At 57.1% G+C, this 22074-nt stretch carries 9 protein-coding genes; 1 reads left to right on the top strand and 8 read right to left on the bottom strand.

What is annotated here, in order from left to right:
* Nucleotides 1-3: 3 nt before the first annotated feature.
* The 6 genes from E8M77_RS00045 to E8M77_RS23770 all read right to left on the bottom strand — a co-directional run bounded on the left by E8M77_RS00045 (nucleotide 4) and on the right by E8M77_RS23770 (nucleotide 18882).
* Complete coding sequence (locus E8M77_RS00045; RefSeq protein ID WP_137128563.1) at nucleotides 4-2640, bottom strand: hypothetical protein; 2637 nt, start codon at nucleotides 2638-2640, stop codon at nucleotides 4-6.
* Between the two features lie 8 nt (nucleotides 2641-2648).
* Nucleotides 2649-4040 (bottom strand): hypothetical protein, encoded by a 1392-nt coding sequence (locus tag E8M77_RS00040; RefSeq protein WP_137128562.1) that lies wholly within the window; start codon nucleotides 4038-4040, stop codon nucleotides 2649-2651.
* A gap of 353 nt (nucleotides 4041-4393) precedes the next feature.
* Nucleotides 4394-5098: a class I SAM-dependent methyltransferase gene (locus tag E8M77_RS00035; protein WP_170975683.1), complete on the bottom strand. Its 705-nt coding sequence runs from the start codon at nucleotides 5096-5098 to the stop codon at nucleotides 4394-4396.
* 228 nt (nucleotides 5099-5326) lie between these two features.
* Nucleotides 5327-6757, bottom strand: coding sequence for a tetratricopeptide repeat protein (locus E8M77_RS00030; RefSeq protein WP_137128560.1), 1431 nt, complete (start codon nucleotides 6755-6757; stop codon nucleotides 5327-5329).
* The gene (locus E8M77_RS00025) at nucleotides 6750-8501 is read right to left on the bottom strand and encodes a tetratricopeptide repeat-containing sulfotransferase family protein (protein WP_246659067.1); all 1752 of its coding nucleotides are present in this window, start codon (nucleotides 8499-8501) and stop codon (nucleotides 6750-6752) included. Before E8M77_RS00025 ends, E8M77_RS00030 begins: the two co-directional genes overlap by 8 nt.
* Before the next feature lie 202 nt (nucleotides 8502-8703).
* Nucleotides 8704-18882 (bottom strand): hypothetical protein, encoded by a 10179-nt coding sequence (locus tag E8M77_RS23770; protein WP_170975682.1) that lies wholly within the window; start codon nucleotides 18880-18882, stop codon nucleotides 8704-8706.
* Nucleotides 18883-19354: 472 nt separating this feature from the next.
* Between E8M77_RS23770 and E8M77_RS00015 the strand changes: the two genes are divergently transcribed.
* Nucleotides 19355-19876 carry an invasion associated locus B family protein gene (locus tag E8M77_RS00015; RefSeq protein ID WP_137128559.1) on the top strand — a complete coding sequence of 174 codons (522 nt, stop codon included), beginning with the start codon at nucleotides 19355-19357 and terminating at the stop codon, nucleotides 19874-19876.
* Between the two features lie 18 nt (nucleotides 19877-19894).
* Here the strand turns inward: E8M77_RS00015 and E8M77_RS00010 are convergent, their stop codons facing one another.
* Nucleotides 19895-20428 carry an HAD family hydrolase gene (locus tag E8M77_RS00010; protein WP_137128558.1) on the bottom strand — a complete coding sequence of 178 codons (534 nt, stop codon included), beginning with the start codon at nucleotides 20426-20428 and terminating at the stop codon, nucleotides 19895-19897.
* The gene (gene rfaE2 / locus E8M77_RS00005) at nucleotides 20421-21914 is read right to left on the bottom strand and encodes a D-glycero-beta-D-manno-heptose 1-phosphate adenylyltransferase (protein ID WP_137128557.1); all 1494 of its coding nucleotides are present in this window, start codon (nucleotides 21912-21914) and stop codon (nucleotides 20421-20423) included. Before rfaE2 ends, E8M77_RS00010 begins: the two co-directional genes overlap by 8 nt.
* Nucleotides 21915-22074 lie beyond the last annotated feature (160 nt).

Below are 22074 nucleotides of genomic sequence, written 5' to 3'. Positions count from 1 at the left end.
AGGTCAAATTCCTTCGCGTTTTTCAACTACGTATAAACCGACGGGTGGTGACGTGAAGGCAGGTGGAAAAATACATACGGGACGGCATGTGATGGCTGGCCTCAATATGCATGTGAGGCTCAAGTCCCCGCTCATCGCTTGGTCGAACTCCTCCGGCGTCACAACCTTGAAATCTGCATCCTCCTGAACGAACGGAGTTTGATAGTTTTCCGCGTGGTAGCAGAGGAATAGCCCAGTTCCACCAGGATTGAGTTGCCGCGAAAGCTGCGACAGTTTCAGTTCCAGGTCTTTCTTGCCCGCGATCACATTGGAGACGAATGCAATATCTGCCGTGCTCGTCATCTCGAATGCGACGCCGTCCTTTTGAAGACTAGCCGCAGCCTGGAGTTCCGTATCGCCTAGGACCGCGATCCGGGCATCCTTTCGGGATCCGATTGTCGTGCGAACTGCGTCATACAGCCATGTTTGCTCAACCGGTATTTCGCGTTGAGTTACATCGGTTGCAGACTTTTCCCGTGGTGCGTCATCGTGAAGATCCACGAGCAAGGCGGGCTTTGCATCGAGCGAAATCCATCCCTCCCCATTGACGACATCGCGGAGCGAGGGTGACGGAACCTCGTCCTTGCCGGCAATCAGCTTGTGCGCAAGATCTTCGACCTCCGCGACAAAACGACCTTCGGCGAGTGTATTGAAGACCGCTATATGGGCACCGTTGCCCGCCTGCATGAAATGGGTCAGGCGCTCATCTTCGACGTAAACGCTGCCATCAGGCTGGCCAGGGAACTTTCCGTAACGCGTGAAGACCAGCGGCCGTTCCGTCGTCAGTGACAGATCGCGTATATCGAAGAGGGTGTCTGCATCGCCTGCTCGGTAACGAATGATATTCAACGCATTCTTTGCCAGGCAATCAATTCGTTCGGCCGCCGACAAGGGAAGCGGCTTCACCTCGAAGTTTATCGAAGCCGAAACCTGTCTCTTCAGCATGCGAATGCGATCCGACAACGCAATCTGCGTGAGAGAATCGTCCGACCTAGTTTGGTAGATGAACACCCGCGCGGCCCCGATTTCCCGCTCCATCTTCGCCAGGAGCGCGCCGAGTTCTCCCGCCTCGAGTTCCGCATCATAGCCATATAAACCGACCCAGGCCGGGCCCGGCTGTTTCGCAACCAATTGCGTGTTGAAAGGAGCGATGCCAGACAGAATGTAGCGGGCGTCGGCCCCCAAAAGCGCGAGAGACTGCATGCAGGCTTCCGCCTGCCCGGCTTCGGGCGCTGGAAGAAGCACGATCTTGCAATCGGGATAAGCGCTGCGGAACTTGGCGATTTCCGACTGCACTCGGTCAGTTGTCCAGCCAACAAAACAAGCGACTTCCGGTCTCAACCAGAAACATGTCCGGGCATACCCATCAGCGGTCTGTGCAACGCTCTTGATCACCTGGAACTGTGACGCGTCACTCAATGCAGAAACGGCGCGTGCAGCAAGAGTATCGATGGCGTTGCGGGCGATGATGGTCGGTGAAATGACCAGCATGACCGGTTTCGGTTTGGATTTCTGCGGCGCCCCGGAACCGCTGACGGAAACATCAACCTTGCTTTCGGTTTCACCGGTCGTCAGTTTCAGCATCCTGATAAACTGGTCACGGAAACTCTGAGGACTCCAATCCTTCTGGATAGTCTTCACGACATGTCCCGAATGTTCAATCGCTTGACGCAGCGTCGTGCCGGGATACGGCCGCATGTAATCATGGATGTGGCGGAAGGTTTGATTGCCCGATACAAGCAATGGCCGCCCCGAGGCAATCGCCTGATCCGTGGTTGCCGCCAATCCCGACTGCTTTCTCGTGTACATGAAGCAGTTCAGAGTGTTTCGACCGCACCATTCAATCAATTCATCCTTCGACATAAAATCGTAAGTGAACTCGACGTCAATGCCAGGCTTTGCAATGCGTTTGCAGATTTTCGCAAGATAGCGCGCATAGTTTTCGCCATGCACACTTGCCATCGCGTCATCCGCGTAGATGTTCGAGGGGATATTGATGCGCACAAGCGCACGATCAAATTCCCGGTTCACCGCGTCAACAAGCAATTCGAAGCCCTTGCCCGGTGTTCCGAATCCAAACGATCCGATGATGGGTATCTCATCGACCCGCTCAAGATTACCTGGCAACATGTCTTCGATAGGCCGAGGGAATGCAAAGACTTCGGGTCGATCGTCTCGGACCGAGGGGTCGAGAACGATGTAACCGTCGAACCATCCGTAGGGGCAGAAGGACAGACAATCATGCGGTTCCACCTCGAGCACGATTGCGTATTTTGCACCCGGAAGGCCATCCAGTTGGCGCTTTCCCACGAACGGAACCATTGTAAAATGGTGATAGTTGACGACAGTGAAGTCGTAACTTCCGCTATCGATTTCAGTCCCGTAATCCTTGGAGATCTTTTTCAGGAAATCCTTTGAATCGAGGCTATGATAATCTTCGCGCCGGATTTCCACATAGTCGAGCCGGATGCGTGGCTCGTCCAAGAGCGCACTGAGCGCCATATTGCCGCTTTCGTGGATGCTGCATTGCTCTTTGGCCGTATTGATGAAAAGACCGCGAAGTGGCTTCTGCGTTATAGCAGCGGATGGCATCATATTCATTCTTGATCTCATATCAAAGGCCGGTTGAAACGAGATGACGTCCCATTCGGGGCGACACGAAGTGTACGAATGAACCGGTTTCGATGATCACTGAGCAGATGCAAATTGTGATTCATCATCAACCTCAACACTTCAATGGGCCGCACTCCGGCATCGAGTGCGGCGACATACGCGTTTGAATTTTCGGGATCCGGGGCCGAATCCAATACCGTTCGGTAAAAGACGGTAATCACATCCCTCGACGTCCAGTCCGCAGCCACCGCATCATCGCTTGGCTGGAACGTCAGTGCCGTCATCAAACGGCGCATCTGACGATCCGCAAGGTCGCATGTATAAGTGATGCCTGAGCGCGAAACACCCGGACGGTTCATCTGGGGCTCACTGAGGATAGCAGAAAACGTGCTGTCAAATTGCGGGCCGGCTACCCGCACATCGTAACGGGCAAGCAAGGCAGCTTGCGAAGCCAGAATATCGCGGATAAGCACGCGATCTCCCGTACGTAGGCGGTCGCAAAGCTGATGAGCCTCATCAACTGTCCGGGCGCGGCCGGGCGCCCCCGCCGGCATTAAAGCCGACAGATAGCCGCCATCGAAGAATACGACCGGCCCGCCGATCAGCATCATTTCCAACGGCGTTATATCCACGTGATTCTTGTCGACATATGGATACAGATAGGCGGCCGCCGTCTGGAGCGTGACAATGCGTTGCCTTTGTCGTTGCCAGTTGTCGCTGTCGCGAAGGCCCAAATGGATCATATGGTTACAGATCGTGTCCGGGAAGTGTTGCCGGATGAACAGGGAATAGTTTCTATCGATAGGATCGACATCCGTTGCCGGCAGACTGACGACAACTTTCCCCGCACCTTTCGATGCGATGCCGTTCCACGTTCCCTTCAGTCGATCGAGACGTTCATCGAGCCAGGCTGGAGCTATCGCCAGTGTTCCGATAGCAAGATCGTCTTTGGCGGTCTGCGCGTCAGTGACGACATGATAAGTCTGGTGACGTCGCTGGATGATTGGATAGCATCCCAGGTGAAAGAGTTCCGAACCGATGGGTCGCCGCCATCCATGCGCCCGGATGATCACGCGCCCGTCAAAAACGCGCAGTATTTCATTGGTGCGAACAGCATCATTGGCCACGACAATCGTGTCGAATCGGGTGTTCAGTATGCGGGCACCATCAGTAGACACTTGCGGCTTTTCCGACGAAGGCAGAACAGAGGCGCGATCTGAACCGCTCATCGCTCCTCCCACCATGAACTGACCCAGCGCGTCGTCTGCCAATTCGGTCACGGCAAAACCCAGGTGACGGAGGCGGGCGGGCTCATTCCCTGTCGAATTCGGCCGGTTTCCCAGCCAGAGTATGCGCCCGAGTTTCGTAGCGTCTGCATCAAATGTCATATTCTTCAGTCTGCCTCTGTCGGTGAGACTTAGTGGAACCAATTTGACATTTGACACCCGTTTGCGGAACGCTCTTCGATCAAATGTCAAATTCATTCCACTAGGTAGCTTGCCCGCCCAAATTCTTTATATACCACTCTAGACTGTGAGGATGACGCATGGAAACGCCTCCCGTCAATCATCCCGTCTCCGGCGTGAAGGTTTTCTTTGCCATGACGCCCGACACGTTATGTATGAACATTCGATCCGCGATCGAAACACAGACATCCGGCAATTCCAGGCCAGCACAACACCACAAACTGGCCGCTTCAACTGAAAGCACCTTTGCACTTTTGCTATGCAAGTCTAGCCTCTCAGACACCTGTCTTTTGCAAGAACATTGAGAGAGAGGTCCATATGACTGATCCGTCTGTCAGCACGATATGGGGACTTTTGTCTCGGCCCTTCGGATCTCTCAAATCGCAGGGGTAGTCAAATAGACTTTTCTGAACACGCAGATCAAGCTCACCGCCAACAAGCTTCAGGTTTTTATGGGTAAAGAACACCTTTTCCAACCCATCCAACCGGAAATATTTTGGATGTTTTTCATTGTTCAATATCAGTTCGACAACAATACAGACAATCCCTCCCGGCTTCAGAACTCTGGCCATTTCCTGCATGGCCAATCTCTGGTTATCGCGCGAGCCGAATTGCTCAATCGATGACAAACAGAATGCCGCCTGAAAGCTGTTGTCTTCAAATCTCAGATCTAACGGAGACATGCGTTCGACATGAAGACGATCTTCGGCATAGGGGAATGGGGCAAACCGCTGAGGCTCAGTCAACATCCGAGATGCGCCCTCGGACTGAGATTCATCGTACAAATCAGTTGCAAAAACCGCCTTGCAACGATTGGCGTAGTAGAAGAGCGGACGGTCAGACCCGGCGCCTGTGGCCAGAATGGATGATCCTTCATCCAGCGAGGCCAGCTTGTTCAGCCCCAGCACACAAGTCCCATATTCCCAGGCTTTTCGATGAAGGCCGTGCGAATCTCGCAGTTCTCCGATGACATTGGACATAGGCCCCCAGATTTCCCAGTCGAATGTGCTCGGTATACGATTAAGCGATTGCCGATCTGACGAACGCAGGATGTTATCTGGAACAATCGAGATTTGCGGGGGCATCATTAGACCTCGGTGCATGATAGTGAACGCAAATGCGTGCCGCCCACTACCGCAGATTTGCCGTGGGCAGCAATGTACGCCAATCGCCCCAATTACTGGTGGCACAATATGGACTAGACACACTCAGGTGCGCAAGTGCGCTCGTCGCTCAACCACAGAAGATCTATTTGAAGCAACCGCACTGACCGGCTGGGTCCAGACACCACTTCTGGTCTGACGAAACAACTGAACACTGGGATACCAAGGACTATCTTTGCGGTCCCGCAGCCACCGCCAGTCCGGCGCAAAAGGCAGGAGCACCGACACGGGGCACCCCATGGCACCGGCCAGATGAACAATCGACGTATCCACAGCCACAACGTGATCGATAAGCGCAAGGATTGCTGTTGTATCCGCAAAATCGGCAATCTCAGCGCCCAGATTGATCAGCGGTGCGGCACCATAATAGTCCGAAATCTGGGCCATGGCGGGCCCCATTTGCAATGACACCAGTACCGTGTTCTGCAACTGGCTGAGTGGCGCAAGATCGCGCAAAGCCATCGAACGGTTAAAGTCATTGCCATGGGTTGGTCTGCCCGCCCAGGCAATGCCAATGGACTGATACCCACGCGGTATGAGGTCTTCCAGGCGCTTGCGCCAGTAGGCGAGCTTGGCCGGATCAGGCCTGACATAAGGTATCGGCGCCGGAATCGAGTTCAGATCAGTCTGGAATAGGCGTGGCAGACCCGAAAGCGGGCAGTAGGCATCAAATGCCGGTACCTGATCCCAGCGATCAAAATACTGCATCGCACTGTTTTGCTGCATTACGATTGGCTTCATTTCGGAACTGCAGGCCATGACGATATTCTGGCATCGTCGCGCCACCTCCGGAATGTAGCGGCAAAATTGAATCGTATCACCAAAGCCCTGATCACCAATCAGCATCACGGTACCGTTTGGCATCGGTTTTCCGTCCCATGCTGGCCGATCTGTCGGCGGAAGAAGGCGAGGCGAATTGGGCATGTCAAACCGCCATTCGTATTCTCGCCAACCCTCCGCAAATTCACCGTTCAGGAGCAGAGCTTCAGCAAGTTCGAAATGCGCTGATGCCATGGCTGGTTCGAGAGCCAGAGCGCGCCTTGCATGGGCAATCGCCTCCTCGATTTCCATCCGGTCATAATGCAGGACACCCAGATTGTAGTGGGCGGCGGCATCATCCGGCGCCAGCTCCACAGCACGTCTTCCGTGAAAGACAGCCTTATCCAGCATCCATTGGCTGCGACAAAGCTCACACATGTTGCGATGAAGAAGCGGCTCGTCTGGAGCAAGCGCCAGCGCCCGCTCCAGACGCTCGATAGCTTCCTGCATCTGCTTTCTTTTGTATGACAGGATAGACGCCTGAAACAGTGCCGGGACGTAATCGGGTTTTTCAGCGATCACAAATGCGATGATCTGTTCCGCCTCATCGGGGCGGCCAGACTGCTCATGCGCAACCGCTTCAGCGATCCACTCATCCACACTGAGTGTCACGGCTGGCTGGTCAGATCCGGATTTCAGCGGCAGATATTCAGTCATCGATAGAATAACCCAGCCGGTGAATAGTCGGCGCAAGTACGGGGATCACCGGCCTAAGGTGCTCCAGATAATGACGGTAGCGATAACGCGATCCATCATAGAGCTTTTCCGTGACCTGCGCATAGCTGGCTGTCCGGGCATAGCGCTTGTTCTCGTGGAACTTCAGGCAACGCTTGTCGAACGGCAGATCGATAAAGGACAATATACGACGGACATGAGCCTCCTGATCGTCAACGATATCTTCGTAACGCACCGCCATGTATTTCAGTGTCATCTCCCGTCTGTAGTGATCGACGAGGTCCATCACCAGGAGATAGTGCTGGGCGATGGTTTCCAACGCATTGGCGCAGTAGAAACCGTGTGTCAGATGATTGGAATAGACTGACAGCACGATATCCAGCGGATGGCGCAGGACATGGATGAGCGGTGCCTGAGGGAACATCAGGGCAATCAAACCCATATGTGTCTCGTTGAGCGGCATTTTATCGGTAAAGCGGGTGGAGCCCGTTTCAATGATGCCCAGTTGCTTCACACGCTGCAGGTAATGATCCCTTAGATTGTCGAGGCCTTCATATTGATCGCCCATCCACAGGTCCGCCAACGCTTCCGGATAGGCCAGCGGGCTGTTGAGCATGCGCGGCATCAAATTGGCAATATCGTGAATGAATGTCAGTTCGTCGCCCGCCGAAATCTTCGGATGGGCAGATAGGGTCTGCTCCACCATAGTGGTGCCAGAGCGTGGAAACCCGAGAATGAAAATGGGGCGAGGCCCGCTCTCTATCGGCTTTGCCCGCGGCACAATACGCAGCCGGTTTGCCGTGAAGTACGCTTTCAATCTTTGCGCAAGCTGCGCAGCATGATCAGACATGTAGACCGTGCCGCTCATCTCGACATTTTTGCGCTTGCCTTCCGTGAAGGCAGAAAATGCTTCGTCATATCGGCCTATTTTGTCGAGTAACCGCCCCTTTTCCAAAAGCTCATTGGTCCCCAATCCCATGCCCTGATTCAGTTGCTCCAGTTGGTCCAGAAGTGCCAGCGCCGAGGCGTAATCCTTGGCGCGACCGCGTATGACAGCACGATGCAGAAGGATACTGGGATGTCCCGGAAACAGGGCGTCAGCCTGATCCAGAATAGCGTCGGCGCGCACAAAATCGCGATCGGTCTCCTCCATGCGCGCCCACCCCAAAAGGGTTTGCAGCACATCGGGCGCCAGTTCCGCTGACTCTTCGTAAAGAGCGCGGGATTCTGTCATCTTGCCTTGATTTTTCAAATTCCAGGCAAGATTGGCAAGAAGAATGGGCTGCCGATGTCCCAGAAGTTCCAATGCTCTACGATAATGAAACTCACCGATCTGCGGTCGGTTCGCCTCTGTCATGATCATGCCCATCAGATTGTGCGACTGGGCATCTGTCGGCGCAATACGGACGGCATTTCTGGCGTGGAATTCAGCGTCAAAATGATCCCCCTTGCCAAAAAGCAGCAAGGCAAGTTCCTGTGTCGCCCACACATTGTTCGGATCAATTGCAACAAGCCTGCGCACCAGCGCCTCGGCGGCCGGCAATACACCTTCGGCCTTGCGAATCTGGTATAGTACGGCCAGAGCGCCGCCCTGCCCCGGCGCCAATTCGAGAACCTCAAGGCATATCCGCTGGGCCTCAGCAAGTTCACCGCGGGCATGGAAGGCAATGGCCTGATCCACCAATGGCAAAAGGTGGCGGCTGGCAGCCGCAGGGCCAAGCGTCATGAGGTCCAGTTGGCAGCAACGCACGGGTCTAAGCCTGCTACCACAGGTGCAAAAACTGGGGTGAAGTCCGTTCATTCACGCATGCCTCATGCCAATAATCGACAATGTATTTACGTCTTATACCAATCTATCAATGCGCATCGGTCATCACACACGAGCGAGCGTGTTCACATTGCGCCGCGCGCCCGATGTTTATGCAGCATCAGAATTTCAGGGAGAATACGCCTTTCACTGCGTTATCCTTGGCATCACTGGATAGTGTACCCTGATAGGATAGTCCCAACTTCATGGTCTCCGTCAACTTCCAGTCCACCCCCAGTTCCAGCAAAGCAGCATCCCTTGCCAGCGGTGCACCAAAGACATCAAAATTCACACCAGTGCTGGCAAATGTCGAGCGCATGGCCGGATTCAGGTCTCCGAAAGCGTGCTGCCAACCCACCATCATGCGTGGCATGACCGTCGTTCCATTCTCCATCGTCAGGCTGGTGCCCATCCGCAATCCAACCGTGGAATACACTGTATCGGTTGCGAGGCTCTGCACATTCAGCGCCGCCGCTCCCCCTGTCTCCTGAGAGGCGCCGGAATTCAGATGGACATAGGACACACCCCCGAATGGTTCCAGCGCAAAGCTGTTCCAGGTCAATCCGTAGCCAACCTCGGCAAATACCTGCGTGGTCTGTGCTTGATAGCTGCTTGTCAATGAGTTCGTAAAACCGGGGAATAGCACATTTCTGTACATGTCCACGTCACTCCAGCTATAGGCCGCCCCAAACCGCACATTGAAATTGTCGAATGTGCGACCAGCATAAAGGCCAAAGCTGTATGTCATGATATCGGCAGAGCTGGCGCGATCCGAGATAGCGAGGTTAGCATTGGTGAAGCCCCCTGCCAGACCGACACGCCAATCCTCGTCAACCCAGCCATCCACGCCAACCATGAAACCGGTGCGATCGTAACTGGCTGATGCCGCATTCCCATCACTGTCAATCTCAATCGTTCCACCGAACGCATTGCCCCAGACGACCACACCCGTGGCATCGCCATCAACAGCGACACTGCGCATGGCCTCTGTGCCCGTACCCAGCGCTATGGCAGGACCATCCATCTCACCATATTTATGTTGTCGCAACCGGCCCATCAGCGATGTCGGCACCTGTCGGCTATCATCCAGCAACACCGTTCTTGCGCTGGCATAGGCCTCTCCCGAAAGCATGTCGAACGCGGTCTGGGCGCCGCTTACGCCTTGGCTGAGCACAGCCTGATAGAGTGCCGATCCAGCGCCGCCACTTTGCACAGCATAAGCAGTGTTAAATTGATTGGGCGTCGCTGCCACACTGGTGAAATTCACCGGTTGGGACCCGGTTGAGAATGTTAACGAAACACCCTGGGTCGAATAGCTGACTTCCGGTGTCAGGAAGGCAAGATCTGTCGTGACCGTGCTGAACCGCCCGGTAAGAGCATCGCTCGTCAATATCGAATAGGCCGTGGATGCCTGATAACCACCGGAACCGGCCAGAACAGAGAGAGTTCCGTCGATACTCGCTGTTCCTGATACCAGAAGCTGCGAACTCTGACCCGCAGAATTGATAGCGACCTGCATGGTGCCGCTGGCGGTCTGCGTGAAGTTACCTGCAATCCGCAAGGCGCTGCCCGCTGCACCCGGCTGAAGTTGGCCGGCATTGCGAACTGAACCGATCGTCCAGTTACCCGTTGTAGTCCAGACAGCACCCGCTGCGATGGTGAGGCTGCTGCCGGCGCCAAAGTTGGCGATCGTACTGTTGAGCGAACCTGTGCCATCAAGCGTGATCCGTCCGGCGCCTGATCCACCGTCGATGCCACCGTCCAGCACCGAGCCCGTGGTCAGAGTGAGACTGTTCACTCCGCCGCCAAACTGTATGGCGACCCCACCCGTCCCCGTGATCGTGCCACTGTTGGTGGCACTGGCACCGGTTCCGGTGAAAATGAGACCAAAAACCCCGCCAATTGAACCAGAATTGGTCAATGACGCACTGCTGCCAAGCGCCAGACCGGCAATGTCATCATCAAGAATGGTGCCCGCATTGATGACGGTGCCGCCGGTTCCCACCTGAACGCCGTAAATACCACCCTGAATAAAGCCGCTGATGGTGTTTATCAGGACACCTCCGGATCCGAGATTAACACCGGTGTCCGCAGTTCCGATAATGGTACCACTATTGTTGATAATGCCGGTGCCAATCACACCGACGTCCGTTGCCAGAACGGAACCGCTGTTAGAAAAGCTGCCGCTGTTTTCAAACGTGCCCGAACCGCTGATGGTCCCGGTATTGGAAAGAGTGCCGGCGTTGGAGAAAGCGCCAGTGTTGGTCATGCTGCCAGAATTGGTAAGCGTGCCATTGTTGCGCAGAGATCCAGAATTGCTCAGTGTGCCGCTATTGTCGATAGAGCCGCTGCTGGTCAGTGTCGATGTACTGGTGAAGAGGCCACTGGATACGATATTGCCGGTATTGGTGGCAGTATCTGTCACCAGAACCACACCGCCATTGATGAGTGTCGTGCCAGAATCCACGCTGAGCGAGCCATTCAACGTACCCTGGTTGGTCAGAGTACCAGCGACAACCGCGACATTGCCAAGAGTTGTGCTGGAACCAACCGTTTGGGTGGCATCCCTGAATGCCACATAGCTGAAACCAAGGACACGGGCATTTTGCAACTGTGCGCTGCCGGTGACAATCAGCGTGTTGGTTCCAAGTCGGCCGTCGGCAACACCAATCAGAGTGCTGCCGTCTTGCAGGATCAGCCTATTTGTGCCGCCAGCAAACTGTATCGCCGTGTCGCTACTTCCTGAAATCACTCCGAAATTGTCTATCGTGCCGGAGGCAGTGCCGGTGAAAAGCACGCCGACACCGGACGTGCCGGTCCCGGAGATCGTGCCAGTATTGGTAATCAGTGTCCCTGTGCCGCCGGAAATGGTTATGCCTGACGTGGCACCGGTGAGCAGCCCGGCATTGGTGACAGAACCGCCAGCGCCGAGCAACAGACCTGTACCATTGACGCCAGTGATGGTGCCTGAATTGGAAATGGTGCCCGCTGAGGTCATGGCGACGCCAGCAACCTCGCCCTGAATAAGCGCCGTGCTGCTGGAATTTGCAACTGTGCCTGCGCTCAGAGAAACAGCGGCCCCCGTCGATCCGCTTGCAACAATGGTTCCCGCATTGGTGACGACATTGCTGCCGCTGGTGGCGCTGATTCCGGCAAGCAAACCGCCGATACGACCACTCACCTGGTTGTCAACCTTGCCGGAGCCGCTCAGATGCACCGTCATCGAGACATTGCCGCTGTTGGTGAAGCTGCCGCTGTTGGCAAAAGATCCTGAACCGCTGATGTTGCCGCTGTTGGACATGCTGGCGCTGTTCGTCAATATGCCACTATTGATCAGCGTACCCGATGCACTCAGGCTGCCGGCGTTAAGAAGCTGTCCGTCATTTTGCAGAAATGCCGTGCTGATCAACGTACCCTGATTGAGCATCCCCGCCAGAACCGAGAATGATCCGGTGTTTGCGATCGTGCCAGAATTGGTCGAACTATCGCCTGCAGAGACGATGCCGCTGCTATTCAGGACCGCGCCCGCGTCCACCGTCACAATACCGTTGAGCACGCCCTGATTGGTCAGCGTACCGGCAATCACAGTGGGATTGGTGATGGTCGAATTGGCATCAACCGCATTGGTGGCATCGATAAAGCCGACATACTGGAAGCCAATCGCATTGACACCCGAAAGCATGGCATTGTCGCGCACCACGAGCGTGTTCACACCGAGCACGCCATCTGCAATGCCACTGAGCGTGCTGCCACCTCGTAGAATCAAGCGGTTGGTGCCGCCGGCAAACTGTATTGCCGTACCACTTGCCCCCGAAATCAACCCGAAATTATCAATCGTGCCGGAGGCGCTACCGGCAAACAGCACGCCGACACCAGATGTGCCAGTGCCCGCAATGGTACCGGTATTGGTGATTGTTGCTGTGCCATCGGCAACCTGCACACCTGCCACAGCGCCGCTGATTCTGCCGCTGTTGGAAAGGCTGCCACCCGCAGCCAACGCCACGCCATAACCCAGCCCGCCAATAAGACTGCCGGCATTGATAATGGTTCCAAACCCGCCCAGTGAGATGGCGGAGAGACCGCCAGATACCACGGACGCAGCACCGGTATTGCTCACGCTTGCCGCACCAGTGAGCGCAATGGCAGTGCCATTCGTGCCGGTAGCGGTGATGGCTCCAGCATTGCTCACGGACGCGCCACCGCCCGTGATGCCGGCAAGAGTGCCGGTGATGCTGGCGCCGGCTTGGTTGGTGACACGACCGGTGCTGGTCAGCGTCACAGTGCCGGCAATGCTGCCGCCATTGGTCAACTGGCCGGAACTGCTCAGCGTCCCGCTGACAGACATCGTGCCAGAATTGGTCAGGCTACCGCTGTTGGTCAGCGCAGTAAGGTTCTGATTTCCGCCAAGCGTCCAATCGGCGCCGCTCGCCACGGTCACGTACTGGAAATTTGCCGCAGACAATGTGCCGCTGCCAGACACGAATGCCAGCGTGTTGGTCCCGGCCCCACCATCAGCGGCTCCGTTGAAGACACCGCCTGACAGCACGTTCAGCACATCGTTGCCAGCACCAAGCTGCACGGCCGTGCCACCAGTGCCGATGATCGTTCCGCTATTGGTCACGGTGCTGTTGAAGCTACCGGAAAGAGCAATGCCGATGGTGCCGCTGATCGTGCCGCCGTTTGTCACAGTACCGGAACCGCCGGCGATCTGCACGCCGCTTGCGCTCCCGCCAATGCGCGAAGCGCTGCCGGAATTGGTGATGGCACCGCCAGCGGACAGATAAATACCGCGACCATTCGCGCCCGTGATGGTGCCGAAATTGGTGAAACTGCGCGCAACGGCTCCAGTGCCTGTGACGCCGTCTGTAGCCCCCTCAATCAGCGCACCCGCAGCATTGGTCAGCACACCAGAGCCTGACAAAGTCACAGTGTTGAGGATCTGCCCAGTGTTTTGCAGTGTGCCATTATTGAGAACGGCATCGAGATTGCCGAGCGTACCGCTATTGATCAACGTGCCAGCATTGGTGATGGTCGCAAAGGTCTCTGTGCCGGTCGCAGTCCAACTGGCACCCAAATTGATCTGCAAGGCTTCGAAATTGGTGAAGCCGCTCAATATGCTGTTGCCGGACACCAGTTCCACGGCGTCAACACCAGCACCGCCATCAACGAGGCCGACGAAACTTGCACCGGAAGCCAGTTGCAGCACATCATTGCCGGTGCCGAATTGCACCGCCGTGCCACCTGCACCCGTGATAGTGCCCGCATTGAAGATCGTACTACCGGTGCTCAAGGTACCGATCACGCCCACACCACTGCCGGATATAATGCCGCCGGCCTGATTGGTCAGCCCGCCGGTACCGGTGAGGGTCACGGTGCCCGCGATGCTGCCGGAATTGGTCATGGTGGCGCCGTTGATCAGCGTCCCGGTGGCGGTCAGCGTGCCGGCATTGGTGAAGGTGCCAGAATTGGTGAAGGTGCCGCCAGAGGCAATGGTCATGGTGCCGCTGTTGGTCATGGACAGCGTGGACACCACCGTATTGCTGCCGGTGAAGGTCCAGTTGGCCCCGGCTACAACGCTGGCCGCTTCGAAATTGATGAAGCCAGAGCCACCCAACCCGGTGATGCTGGTCGCCGCGGCACCACCGAATTCCAGGGTGTCTGTGCCCGCGCCTGCATCCACCACGCCTGTAAACGCCGCACCTGCCAGCAGCTGCACCTTGTCGTCGCTGGTGCCGTCGAACCGCACCGCCGTGCCACTATTGCCGATGATAGTGCCACTATTGGTCAGTGCATTGGCAATGCCGGGCGCATTGACGACAATCCCGATGCCATATCCTGCATCCGTGCCGTAAATTGTGCCCGCATTGGTGATGGTGTTGCCGGTCGCTGGGCCGGAATACACATAGATGCCATTACGCTTGCCGGACATCGCCGCGCCGACAGCGTTGGTAACGGTGCCGCCGCTCTGCAGATAGACGCCGGTGCCGAACGTGCCGGTGCCAGAAATGGTGCCGTAATTGGTGATGGTTCCGTAATTTCCACCGGAGGTAAACAGAACACCCTGGGTATTTGCAGTAATCGTACCGGAATTGACGACGACGCCGCTACCACCACCATGGACGCCGAACTGAACGCCAGATATCAAGCTCGCGCTGCCCAAATTGCTGACGGTGCCCCCGCCTTCCAGCCCCACGCCGGCTTCAGGAGACGCGCCCGTCGCGATGATGGTGCCGCTATTGACGACAGTGCCCAGACCGCCGGAAATCTTGACGCCGCCAAGACCCGTGACCCTGGCTCCAGTGCCACTATTGGTTACCATGCCGCCGGCGGACAATAACACACCACTGCCGCCGGATGAGGAAATGGTGCCGGCATTGGTGAGGGTCGGCGCAAAGCCGCTGGCATTCACCACCACCGAAGACGTAGCCGACATGATGCCGGTAAGCTGGTTGTCCAGCGTTCCACCGCTGGCCAGAGTCACGGTGCCGGAAAGACTGCCGCTATTGGTCAGCAGCCCGCCGTTGAGGAAGGTGCCCGAGGTCACCGTCAACAGGCCGGTATTGTTCAGCGTGCCGCTGTTGGACAGCAGGCCGGCGTTGGTGAGCGTGCTGCTGTTGGTCAGCGTGCCGCTATTGGCCAGGGTGCCACTGTTGGTAAACGTGATGCCAGAGGCAATGGTGTTGGCGCCGGTGAAGGTCCAGCTGGCGCCGCTGTTGACCGAGACGATGCCGAAATTGGTGAAGCTGGAACTGCCGAGGCCGGTGAAGCTGCCGCCGGTGCCGTCGAAGGCCATGGTATTGGTGCCGGTGCCGCCATCCACCACGCCTATGAAGGTGGCCCCCGCCCGCAGGGTCAAGAGGTCGTTGCCGGAGCCGAACGCCACCGCCTTGGTTCCGCCGGAGATGGTGCCGCTGTTGGTCAGCGTATTGTTGTAGGAGCCGCTGGCGAACAGCACGCCATAATTTGCGCCCGTGATCTGGCCGGCGTTGCTCACGACGCCGATGCCGGTGGCAATCTGAATGCCACGGTCCACTGACGCGATCAACGACGCGCTGCCGGAATTGGTGATGGTTGCGCCCACGCGCGCATAGATGCCGTAGGCGTGGCTGGCCACAGAGGACAGCGTGGTTGCCCGGATAGTGCCGGCATTGGTCACGGTGACCGCGCCGCTGAAGCCGACCACACCGATATATGAGCCGATAAGCTGCGACCCGGTCCCCAAATTATTGACGATGCCGCTGCCATCCATCCAAACGGCTTCGTATCCGGTGATCGTCCCGTAATTCTGGACGGGGCCTGAGGCGCCCGCAAAACCAAACACACCCACGCCAGTCGCGGGGCCGGTGATGGTCCCAGTCGCGCTGTTCGTCAGCACGCCGGTGCCGGTGATCGTCACGGCGCCGGCAATGCTGCCGGTATTGGTCATGGTGCCCGCGTTGAGCATCGTGCCAGTGGCAGTCAGCGTGCCATCATTGATGAAGGTGCCGGCATTGGTGAAACTGCCGGCAGCGGCAACAATCATGTTGCCGCTGTTGGTCATGGACATGGACGATGCAACAGAATTGACGCCCGTGAAGGTCCAGTTGGCGCCGGACAACACACTGGCCCGCTCGAAATTGACGAAGCCCGAGCCGCCGAGCCCGTTGAAATTCGTCGCCGCCGTGCCGCCGAACTCCAGCGTGTCGGTGCCCCCGCCGCCATCCACGACGCCGGTGAAGACGCCGCCCGGCAGGAACCTGACCACATCATCTGTGTTGCGGCCGAACTGCACCGCAGTGCCACCATTGCCGATGATGGTGCCGCTGTTGATCACCGTATTGCTCTGGCCGAACACATCGATGAAAACGCCGATGCCAGACGCCGTATCGGTTGCGATGATGGTGCCGGCATTGGTGAGGGTGGAGCCGGCACCATAACCGTTCAGGATGGTGGCGCCGACGCTCTTGCCAGCGATCGTCGCACCCGCCGCGTTGGTGACCACGCCGCCGCTCTGTAGATAGAGGGCCGAGGCTCCCGTGCTGATGATGGTGCCGTAATTGGTGAGGTTGGCGACCGCGCCGCCGCTAGAGAAGAACACCGCATTCCCCGTGGTGCCCGAAATGGTGCCGCGATTGACCAGCGTGCCCGTGCCACCGCTAAGAGAGATGCCATAGGCACCGGCGATGACGCTGGCGGTGCCCGTGTTGCTGATGCTGCCGCCGCCCGCCAGGTTGACGGCGGCGTAGGCAGAGCCGCCCGTGCTGGTGATGGTGCCGTCATTGATGACCGTCCCAACGGCCCCGGTGATGTTCACACCGAACATGGCGGCCGAGATGGACGAGGCGCTGCCGCTGTTGGTGATCTTGCCGCCGTTGGACAGCGTCACGGCTCTGCCGCCGGACGAGGTGATGGTGCCCAGGTTGGTGAGCGTCGGCGCCACGGTGCCGCTGTTCACCACCGCCGCGCCGGTGGCGGAGATCCGGCCGCTGAGCTGGTTGTCCAAGGTTCCGGTAGAGGTCAGCGTCACCGTGCCGGAAATGCTGCCGGTATTGGTCAGCAGACCATTATTGGTGAAAGTGCCGGACGTAATCGTCAGCAGGCCGGCATTGGCAATCGTCCGGGTCGTATTGTTGGTCAGGGTTCCGGTATTGGTGAACGAGCCGCCCGAGGCGATGACGAGCCTGATAGCATTGGCAAAGCTGCCCGAGTTGTTGATCAGGCCGCCCGATGCCACGGTGAGGGTGCCGCTATTGTTCAGCGTGCCGCTATTGGCGAAGGTGCCAGCGACCGTCATCTGGCTTAAATTGGTCAGGATGATCGACCCCAGCGAGGTGGAGCCGGTAAAGGTCCAGTTCGTTCCAGTCGCGATGGTGCCTGTTTCGAAATTGGTAGCGGTCAGGTTAGCAATGGTGCCGGCTATGGTGCCGGTGAACTGCAAGACGTCCGTTCCGGCGCCGGCATCCATGACGCCTGTGACCACAGCGCCCGACCGCAATTGCACGGAATCGTTGAAGTTGCCGGCAAAGCGAATGGCGGTGCCGCTGTTACCGATAATGGCACCGTAATTGACCACCGCGCCGCTGGCGCCGGAGTTCACGATGCCGACGGTGCCGGAAATGACCGAGGCACTGCCGCTATTGGTCACTCGACCGCCATTCGACAGGGTGATGCCGACGCCCGAACTGCTGCTCACCGTGCCGCTATTGGCCACCGTGCCGGCCGCGCCCGTGATGGCGATGCCCGTCGAACCGCCCGAGATGGTCGCCGCCGCTGCGCTGTTGGTTACGGTTCCGCCATTGGCGAGAAAGACGCCGGTGCCCGACGATCCGCCCAGGATCGCCCCGGTGTTGGAGATTGCGGCAGCACCGTTCACCCTGACGGCGACGCCGGCCGTGCCGGTGGCGGACACGGTGCCGGCGTTGGTGAGCGTGCCACCCGCGGCGAAATTGATGCCATAAGTGGCGCTGACGATCGTGCCGGATGCGTTATTGATCACGGCGAGGGGGCCGGGCGAGAACCCGAATACGGCGGTGCCGGCGGCATCTGTGCCGATGATCAGGCCGCTGTTGATGACGGTGCCGCCACTCAGCTGCACGCCGCCACCACCCGAAATGGTCCCGCTGCCGGCAACCGTACCCGGCGCGTTATTGGTGATCGTCCCCTGGCTGATCGAACCGCCCCACCCTGCGGTGGTTATGATGCGGCCGCTGTTGGTGAGCGTGGCATTACCCGAAAAGGAGCCACCGATGTTGGCCCCACCGCCCACCCCGGACATGACGCCGGAAACAGCATTGATAATCACGCCGCCGCCGCCATAGATGTAAGCGGCCTTTGAGCTGGTTCCGGTAATCTGACCGTAATTCGTGATCGTGGCAGAGCCATACTTCACGTAAACACCATAACGGCCCTGAATCAGGGCCGAGGTGTGGCTGGCATCGCCATTGTTGATAACATTCAAACCGATATTGCCGGTTCCGTCGTCCACAAGAATGCCGGTGTCCCCCCCGGTTGAGACAACGGTTCCCTGATTAGTAACAGTCCAGGAGCGCGAGCCATCGCCGGAGATGGCAACGCCCGAATTGCTGATAGTCGTCCCACTCACAACCAGGAAGCTGCTATCGGAGGTCGAGGCCCCGAGCACATAGCCTGAGTTGGTGTTGCCGATCGTTGTGGTCTGCGCCTGCGTAGGGCTGGGCAGAGCAACGCCCAAGGTCACCGCCACCGGTGTCAGCATCAGGGCAAGCGTTGAACAACTGCTCAGAAGCAGGCTGGACAATCGGCGGCGCTCAAACTCGGCCACAGGCATGTTCTGAATGTTCAATTTTACCGCCAAAACCTATTTCCGGGTGCTAAATTCCAGAAAACTGCACCAAGCCGAAACCATATGCGCCGAGGCCCCCTACACATCGACACGCCAGTCCAAAACCAGCGCATCAAGCAACACCTTATGCGTGAATCGATTTACTAGAGACCGCAGCAAAGATGTTTAGACAAGGGTCATAAAAAGGCAAGCCAGACAGACAACCTGTAACCGAAATCTTTCCAGTACAGCGCAAATGCAAGGCCCTGGCCCAAGAACGAAACTGGCCGATTTAGCAACAATTTAAGGATTCTCGCTGAGAGGACTTACACACGGATGGCCCCGACATCCGCATCGGCGGCTTTTACCAAGTATCGATGCTTGCGTAGAGATAGACAAAGCGTCGCGCCCGCTTCATCCTTGCGGAGCACTTACAATTATGGCAGGAAATTTTGGCAATAAACTGCAATTGATTTTTAAGTGAGAGACAGCTTTGACGTCTGGTCGCATCCTTCTCCTAGCCACACTGATTGGTTTCGCGCCCCTATCGGCTGTTCAGGCGCAAAATGCACCCGAGCCAAGCCGGACGACGGCGAATTACGGAGATTGGGTCGCACGATGCGAGAGTGCCAAGCGTGGTGAAGAGAATGTCAGATCCTGTGAAATGGCCCAGACTTTCGCTGGCGGCAATGGGCAGGGCAATATTGCTCAGATCGTGATCGGACGTCCACAGGGCGAAAAAGTGGATCGGGTTCTCGTCGAGCTGCCGGCAGGAGTATGGCTGCCAGACGGCGTTTCAGTCAAAATTGCCGACAAAGACTTCGCAGCCCTGACCTTCAAACGCTGCCTGCAATCCTGTTTCGCCAGTGCGCCGCTAACCGACCCGCAACGCGAAGCGCTATTTTCGGCAACAACCGCGACATTTGTTTTCAAGGACGCAAATCAGACGCCCGTATCAATCTCGCTCTCGCTGAAAGGTATCCGCGATGCCTATAAAGCGCTGAACGACAAATAGAAGACACTCACTGCATTCTCACAATTGCCGGGCGATCGATAGAATATCCGGGAAGACTGGAAAGCCGTTGTCTTGTGCCCAGTCAATGTGCTCCGATGCGTGCCCTGTGGTAACCAGAAACCCGCGCAGGCCTCGGTTGCCCGCCAGCTGCAGGTCAATGTCCTTATCGCCTATGACGATAGAAGACGTCAGGTTGACAGAGAACCGGCTTAAGGCTTCGTCTATCAAACCCGCAAGCGGCTTGCGGCACAGGCATTGCGCATCAGGCGCATGCGGGCACATGTAGCAGGCTGCAATGGCAATTCCCTCAAGCGCAAGCATCTCGATGATGCGTTGGTTTACATCATGGGCCGCCGCTTCTGGGAAATAACCACGGCCTATGCCGGATTGATTGGTGAGTATGACGAGAAGAAATCCTTTTTCCATCAGCGCCTTCAGGCCGTCGACGACGCCGGGCAGGAGTACGACCTGATCGGGGTCAGACAGATAGTTGCACTCCTCGATTAACGTCCCATCGCGATCGAGAAAGGCACATGGTCTTGCTTCAGGCATCCGATTGGGCAAGCTTCAGCCTTTCGATCGTGGTTGTCGAGTTCTTGCCGGGAACGAGCGGCGCAAGCAAAACCTTGCCACCATTGGCCAAAACGACATCCGCACCGACGACGGTTTCAATGGTGTAATCTGCACCTTTGATGAGTATGTCAGGCATGACGGCCTTAACGAGGTCGAGGGGGGTCTCCTCTTCAAAAATGACCACCGCATCCACCGTACCCAGCGCGGAAAGTACGATAGAGCGGTCTGATTCGACGTTGATGGGGCGGCTTGGCCCCTTCAGCCGCGTGACGGAGGCATCGCTGTTCAAGCCGACAATCAAGCAATCGCAATGGGCGCGGGCAAACTTTAACAGCGAGATATGGCCTGGGTGCAGAATGTCGAAGCAGCCGTTTGTGAAACCGACGATCTTACCCTCCATCCGCCGGATCCGCGCATAGCGGGCAGCTTCCTCTCGTTTCAGCATGATCGGCGTTCCCTTACGGGAAGGATGTTCGCCCTGGTTTTCCAGTGCAAGCATAAGTTCGTCGGGCGAGGTCGTGGCTGTTCCGCGTTTGCCAACAACAATGCCTGCGGCTGCATTGGCAAACTGTGCCGCGGTCCCGATATCATGGCCACACGCGATGGCGGCCCCCAGCGTTGCCACGACTGTGTCACCAGCGCCGACCACATCGAAAACCTCGCTGACCTGACTGCAAATGTGAACGGCAGGTTTGCCACGCGAAACGAGCGTCATGCCTTGTTCACCACGGGTGATCAGCACGGCCTGCGCCTGGCTGGCATCCATGTAAAGCGTGGCGGCAGCTTCTGCCTTTTCGTCTGTATCCGGATAGATTCCGCAAGCCTGCCTGGTTTCATTGGCATTGGGAGTCATGATGCTTGCACCGGCATATTTGCCAAGATTGGATGATTTCGGATCCACAATGACTGGTTTGTTCAGTGCCTGTGCTCGTTTCATGACTTCGCCAAGCAATCGCTCGGTGAGCACACCCTTGTCATAATCCGACAGAACAACGACATCATGCGCGGGCAGATGTTCGACAATGGCTGCGATACAGGCATCTTCACACGCTTTGGGAACAGGGAATGTGGCTTCGTGATCGACGCGCAGTAAATGGTGGCCCCGCACTTCATATCGGGTTTTCACGGTCGTCGGTCGGTCATCACTAACCACCATAACCGAATTGACGTCGCCGTATTTCGAGATGCAATCGACCAAAGTGGTTGCAGCCACATCATCACCGATCACGCCGATCAAGGTGCATTGCCCACCCAAGGCGCTGATATTGCGCGCTACGTTGGCAGCACCGCCGGGCAGCACATGTTCCGCGCGATAGATAAAGACGGGCGCTGCGCTTTCTGGCGATATGCGCGAGACATGGCCCTCAACATAGCGGTCCATCATGACATCGCCGACACAAAGGACCCTCGAATAGGTCAATGCCTTGACACGGGTAGCAAGGTCTGGGGCAGCGGCGGTCAGCATGAGTCTTCCTTATCAAAAGATCGGACTGAAGTCTTGCGTCAGGCCCTTGATATACGCAACCTTTGAAATTGTGCTCTAATACGCGTCCTCATTGACTGCGACTCTTGGGCTTCCCAAACGGCAATGAATCAGAATCTCTGGTGCGAACTGCAAACCGGAG

Origin of the sequence: Rhizobium sp. FY34 (assembly GCF_005222845.1) — a bacterium.
GTDB lineage: Bacteria > Pseudomonadota > Alphaproteobacteria > Rhizobiales > Rhizobiaceae > Neorhizobium.
Note: the sequence above shows the minus strand (reverse complement) of the source record. Positions and strands in the feature narration are given on the sequence as shown.

What these genes read in the sequence shown, in the direction of transcription:
- E8M77_RS00035 (WP_170975683.1), bottom strand. Translation starts at nt 5,098, where the DNA reads ATGTCCAATGTCATCGGAGAACTGCGAGATTCGCACGGCCTTCATCGA.
- E8M77_RS00045 (WP_137128563.1), bottom strand. Translation starts at nt 2,640, where the DNA reads ATGAATATGATGCCATCCGCTGCTATAACGCAGAAGCCACTTCGCGGT.
- E8M77_RS00010 (WP_137128558.1), bottom strand. Translation starts at nt 20,428, where the DNA reads ATGCCTGAAGCAAGACCATGTGCCTTTCTCGATCGCGATGGGACGTTA.
- E8M77_RS00040 (WP_137128562.1), bottom strand. Translation starts at nt 4,040, where the DNA reads ATGACATTTGATGCAGACGCTACGAAACTCGGGCGCATACTCTGGCTG.
- rfaE2 (WP_137128557.1), bottom strand. Translation starts at nt 21,914, where the DNA reads ATGCTGACCGCCGCTGCCCCAGACCTTGCTACCCGTGTCAAGGCATTG.
- E8M77_RS00030 (WP_137128560.1), bottom strand. Translation starts at nt 6,757, where the DNA reads ATGACTGAATATCTGCCGCTGAAATCCGGATCTGACCAGCCAGCCGTG.
- E8M77_RS00025 (WP_246659067.1), bottom strand. Translation starts at nt 8,501, where the DNA reads ATGACGCTTGGCCCTGCGGCTGCCAGCCGCCACCTTTTGCCATTGGTG.